Raw genomic sequence first — 5459 nt, 5'->3', positions numbered from 1 at the left:
AACGCGCTTCAAAAGGTAACGCCATCACTTAACAGCGACTGGCTCAAATGGAAAGAACGCCATTTATCACCAGTCTTGTTAATGCTCTGTCGTTGACCACCTTTTGCCACGCTCTGTTTTAAACGCGCTTCAAAAGGTAACGCCATCACTTAACAGCGACTGGCTCAAATGGAAAGAACGCCATTTATCACCAGTCTTGTTAATGCTCTGTCGTTGACCACCTTTTGCCACGCTCTGTTTTAAACGCGTTCGTGAAGCTAACTTTGTCACCTAACCTTAATTACTTGCTGAAGCTAGCGCTTCATCTGCCTAATTTAGGTTAGTGCTCCCAAGTTGACCAGCTTCACTTACGCTCTTTTTAAAAAAAAAAATTAGCACTCTACTTGACCGAGTGCTAATTTAGGTATATTATGTATTATGTAAACTAAATAAATGAAAATAGTTTTACAACAATGATTTTAAACTGTAAAAAAATTTATGATATTCTTCGATTTAGAAAGGAAGGGTATTTCTATGGCAAACGACATTTTTGGGAACAGTAACATGGACGATTTCTTTAATGATATTTTTAGACAAATGAATGGTAATGAAACCGCTAGTTATATTGTTAATGGGCATCGATTGACGCCAGATCAATTTGCCCAATATCGCGCAACAGGTAAATTACCAACTGAAACTAATGAAATTCCGGTAGAAAATACGGGTGAACATGCGATCAAAAAAGGCGGTATTTTGGAGAAGCTAGGTCGCAATTTAACGGCAGAAGCCCGAGATGGTCTTTTAGACCCAGTCATTGGACGTGACAAAGAAATTCAAGAAACTGCTGAGATCTTAAGTCGGCGGACAAAGAATAATCCAATTCTAGTTGGCGATGCTGGGGTTGGTAAAACGGCGGTTGTTGAAGGTCTAGCTCAAGCTATTGTTGCTGGTAATGTCCCTGAAACAATCAAAGATAAAGCAATTTATTCGATTGATCTCTCGTCTTTGGAAGCAGGGACACAATATCGGGGTTCCTTTGAAGAGAATATTCAAAATTTAATTAAAGAAGTCAAAGCAGCGGGAAACGTCATTCTGTTCTTTGACGAGATTCACCAAATCTTAGGTACTGGCAGTACAGGGGAGCAGGGTGGCAAAGGAATGGCCGATATTATCAAGCCAGCTTTGTCTCGTGGTGAAATTACCGTGATTGGGGCAACGACACAAGATGAGTATCGTAATACTATTATGAAAAATGCGGCCTTAGCGCGTCGGTTCAATGACGTGGTCGTTAACGAACCATCAGCCAGCACGACGTTTGAGATTTTGAAGGGTGTTAAAGGGTTATATGAAAAACACCATCATGTGGTTTTACCTGACAATGTTTTGCAAGCTGCTGTTGACTATTCGGTCCAATATATCCCCCAACGGCAATTACCAGATAAAGCAATTGATTTGATCGATATGACGGCAGCACATTTAGCTGCTAAACATCCGGTTATTGATAAAGTTGATTTAGAGCAACAAATTAAGACCTTGAATCAGCAAAAAGATACTGCTGCAAAAGCTGAGGATTTTGAAAAAGCAGCTAATCTTAAAACTAAAATTGAAAAGCTCGAACAGCAATTAAACGGTAAGCAAGCTACAGATGAAAAAGTTATTGCGACACCTGATGATGTTGCCCAGGCTGTTGAACGTCTGACAGGTATTCCTGTTGGTAAGATGGGGACTTCCGATATTCAACGGCTGCAAGGCATGGCTCAACGAATTAAGGGTAAAGTTATTGGTCAAGACGAAGCCGTTGATATGGTTGTTAAAGCCATTCGTCGGAATAGAGCCGGTTTTGACGAGAGTAATCGGCCAATTGGCAGCTTTCTCTTTGTTGGTCCAACTGGTGTCGGTAAGACAGAATTAGCCAAGCAATTAGCTTTAGATCTGTTTGGTAAAAAAGATGCGATCATTCGCTTAGATATGTCAGAATATTCTGATCGAACCGCTGTTTCTAAACTGATTGGCACGTCAGCAGGTTATGTTGGCTATGAAGACAATGGGAACACATTGACTGAACAGGTTCGGCGCAATCCTTATGCCATTGTCCTTTTGGATGAAATTGAAAAAGCTGATCCCCAAGTATTGACTTTGTTGTTACAAGTCTTAGACGATGGCCGCTTAACAGATGGCCAAGGCAACGTGGTAGACTTCAAGAATACCGTGATCATTGCAACGTCTAATGCTGGTTTTGGTAATGAAGCTTTGTCTTCAGATAAGGCTAAAGATTTGACGTTGATGCAACGATTGGCGCCATACTTCCGGCCTGAATTCTTGAATCGGTTCAATGGCATTGTTGAATTTAGTCACTTGAGCAAAGCTGATTTAGGTGAAATCGTAGATTTGATGTTAGCTGACGTACAACATAGCTTGGATAAGAAAGGTATGAAGATGCATGTCAGTCAGGCAGCCAAAGACTGGTTGATCGAGCAAGGTTATGATGAAGCCATGGGGGCACGACCATTGCGTCGGGTGATTGAACAAAATGTACAAGATCAGATCACAGATTTTTATCTGGATCACCTGAATGTTAAAGATCTAAATATCGATTTAGTGGATGGTAAAATTCAAGTATTTCCAGCTAAAGAAGCCGTTGGTACTAAGTAATTCGACCCTTAGACGGATGCTCATAAAATTGTAAAACTATATAATAGAAGAGATTTTGATCGTGATTGACCAATAATCTCTTTTTTTGTGTTCGGAAACCGTATCATTGCCGTTTTTAATTAGCGTTCAGTTACAATAGCATTAACAAATAAAATTTGGGGACGTGACGCTTTGCTACAACTAAAAAATATTAAGAAGTATTATCATGTCGGCGACAGTATCACCAAAGCACTAGATAATGTTTCGGTTGCTTTTCGTCGGCAAGAATTCGTTGCAATTTTAGGACCCAGTGGTTCTGGGAAAACAACGATGTTAAATGTGATTGGTGGTTTAGACCAGTATGATTCTGGAGATTTGATTATTGATGGTAAATCTACCAAATCTTTTAAGGATTCTGATTGGGATGCTTACCGCAATAATTCTATTGGCTTTATTTTTCAAAGTTATAATTTGATCAATCACTTAAGCTTGCTTGATAACGTGGAGATGGGGATGACCCTAAGTGGGGTGCCTGCCGCCGAGAAAAAGCAGAAAGCTAAGGATGCTTTAGTTAGAGTGGGCTTGGGTCCCCACATGAATAAAAAAATCAACCAATTATCTGGCGGCCAGATGCAGCGGGTAGCTATTGCCCGAGCAATTGCCAACGATCCTGAAATCCTGTTGGCTGATGAACCAACTGGCGCATTGGATACCGAAACCAGTAATGAGATTATGCAGTTGATCCAAGAGTTATCCAAAGAACGGCTGGTTATCATGGTAACCCATAATCCAGACTTAGCACACGAATATGCTGATCGCATTATCGAGTTTGCTGATGGACAAATCCAACATGATTCTCGGCCCCATGAGGAACATCCCAAAGCAGATGAATTCAAGCTTAAACGAACTAAGATGAGTTTTTGGACTGCCTTGAAGTTGTCTTTCAACAATATTCGCACAAAAAAAGGACGTACCTTTTTGACAATGTTTGCGTCTAGTATCGGCATCATCGGGATCGCGATCGTACTGGCCTTATCCAATGGTTTTCAAAAACAAATCGATAAAACTCAGCGTGAGACACTGTCTCAATTTCCAATTACCATTACCCAAGTCGGACAGGATACCAGTACTCAGAATCAAAATACAGATACTAAATTCTCAAAGCGTCAAAATGTAACGGCCAAGACCAGTGCTGCTGAAAAAGCGCAGCATGATAATAAACTGACCCAAAAATATTTAAATTACGTAGATGGTATCAGTCATAAATTGACTAATAACATCAGTAAAACTTATGCTACTGGTTTAAATTTGGTCCGGGAAGTAGATGGAAAGTATAAGCCGGTAAAATTCTCTAATGCTAAAGAAACCGGTGGTACTGATGCCTCAGCAATGATGGCTCAAGCTACCGGTGTCGGTGGTTCCGTTTATCCCATCGATCGAACTGGCGGGCAGAGTTTTTTGAAGAGTAACTATAAAGTGATTGCTGGTAATTATCCCACTGAAACAACGGATGTAGTTATGATCGTTAATCGTGACAATTCCATCAACATTAACGCGCTGAAAAATATTGGCTTTAAAGTTAAGGAAAATGAGCGGTTTAACTTTGACCAATTGCTGGGTACAACTATCAAACTCGTTGCAAATGACGACTACTATCAGCAACTACCAACAGGTAACTTTTTGCCAAGTAATGACTATCAACGAATGGCTGATGCAAGCAAAACCAAAACGTTAAAAGTTGTCGGTATTTTACGGGTCAAGTCAAAAAATAGTGACGGTTTATTAGCGAGTGGCTTAGCTTATAGTGATCGCTTGACCAAAGAAGTCATGACTGAAAATAAAAATTCAGCAATCGTTCAGGCCCAGGAGCGTAGTGACAGAAATGTGATGACGAATCAAGAGTTACAGCCAGAAGCACGGACACAAATGATGGCGGCTATTGGCGGCAGTGCTATTCCAACAAGTATCCAAATTTACCCAACCAGCTTTAAAGATAAAGACAATATTTTGAAATATCTGGATCGCTACAATAAGGGAAAATCAAAAGCAGATAAAGTAATCTATACTGATCTAGCTGGCAACGTTTCTAATCTGACTGGGGGGTTGATGGATGCCATTACCTATGTTTTGATTGCTTTTGCGGGGATTTCGTTAGTCACTAGTATGATCATGATCGCGATCATTACCTACACTTCTGTGTTGGAACGTACCAAAGAAATTGGCGTCTTAAAAGCACTGGGTGCCCGGAAGCGTGATATTACCCGAGTATTTGATGCTGAAACGACGATCCTTGGTTTTGGTTCTGGAGTCTTAGGTGTTTTAATTGCTTGGTTATTAACTTTCCCAGCGAATATTATTTTGGAAAACATCACCGGTTTAGCTGGTGTGGCCCATTTGAATCCGTTACATGGGGTTATTTTGATCATTATTAGTACGATTCTTACCGTACTTGGCGGACACATTCCCGCACGCATGGCTGCCAGAAAAGACGCTGCCATTGCGTTACGTTCAGAATAGAATTTAATTGTTCGCAAATAAATAGTGAAGAGTGGGACAAAAGGCGCTCAGCACCTGAGCACTAACAAGAATTGCGAAAAATGGGGGGCTTACCATTTGAGCCATTCGTGGTTAGGTGAGGGTGTTGCCTTTTGGAACACGTTTAAAATAAAACTGTTCGTAAATAAATAGTGGTGACTTATGATCCTAGCCACTACATAAAAACAAAAGAGGCTGGGACATAAGTCTTTTTATACAGCCTAAAGTAAAAAATTCCTTGAGATCTGATCTCAAGGAATTTTTTGCTTTTATGTAGGCACGAAGTGCCTTCCAATGTTATTCTATAAGCGACA

The 5459-nt window shown here is 40.4% G+C and carries 3 protein-coding genes; 2 read left to right on the top strand and 1 reads right to left on the bottom strand.

What is annotated here, in order from left to right; all coding sequences use genetic code 11:
• Positions 1 to 129: 129 nt before the first annotated feature.
• Positions 130 to 270, bottom strand: coding sequence for a hypothetical protein (locus tag FHQ08_RS12505; protein ID WP_230914722.1), 141 nt, complete (start codon positions 268 to 270; stop codon positions 130 to 132).
• 243 nt (positions 271 to 513) lie between these two features.
• Here FHQ08_RS12505 and FHQ08_RS12500 point away from each other — a divergent pair, with 243 nt between their 5' ends.
• Together FHQ08_RS12500 and FHQ08_RS12495 are read left to right on the top strand one after the other, a co-directional pair.
• The gene (locus FHQ08_RS12500; protein ID WP_230914721.1) at positions 514 to 2631 is read left to right on the top strand and encodes an AAA family ATPase; all 2118 of its coding nucleotides are present in this window, start codon (positions 514 to 516) and stop codon (positions 2629 to 2631) included.
• Positions 2632 to 2802: 171 nt separating this feature from the next.
• Positions 2803 to 5127: an ABC transporter ATP-binding protein/permease gene (locus FHQ08_RS12495; protein WP_230914720.1), complete on the top strand. Its 2325-nt coding sequence runs from the start codon at positions 2803 to 2805 to the stop codon at positions 5125 to 5127.
• The last annotated feature ends 332 nt before the right edge of the window (positions 5128 to 5459 follow it).

This window comes from Agrilactobacillus fermenti (assembly GCF_021030645.1).
Classification (GTDB): domain Bacteria; phylum Bacillota; class Bacilli; order Lactobacillales; family Lactobacillaceae; genus Agrilactobacillus; species Agrilactobacillus fermenti.
This window is presented reverse-complemented; position numbering and strand designations above follow the sequence as displayed.

Bases quoted from the DNA above. Each gene is read 5' to 3' on its own strand.
- FHQ08_RS12500 (WP_230914721.1), top strand. From the start codon at position 514: ATGGCAAACGACATTTTTGGGAACAGTAACATGGACGATTTCTTTAAT.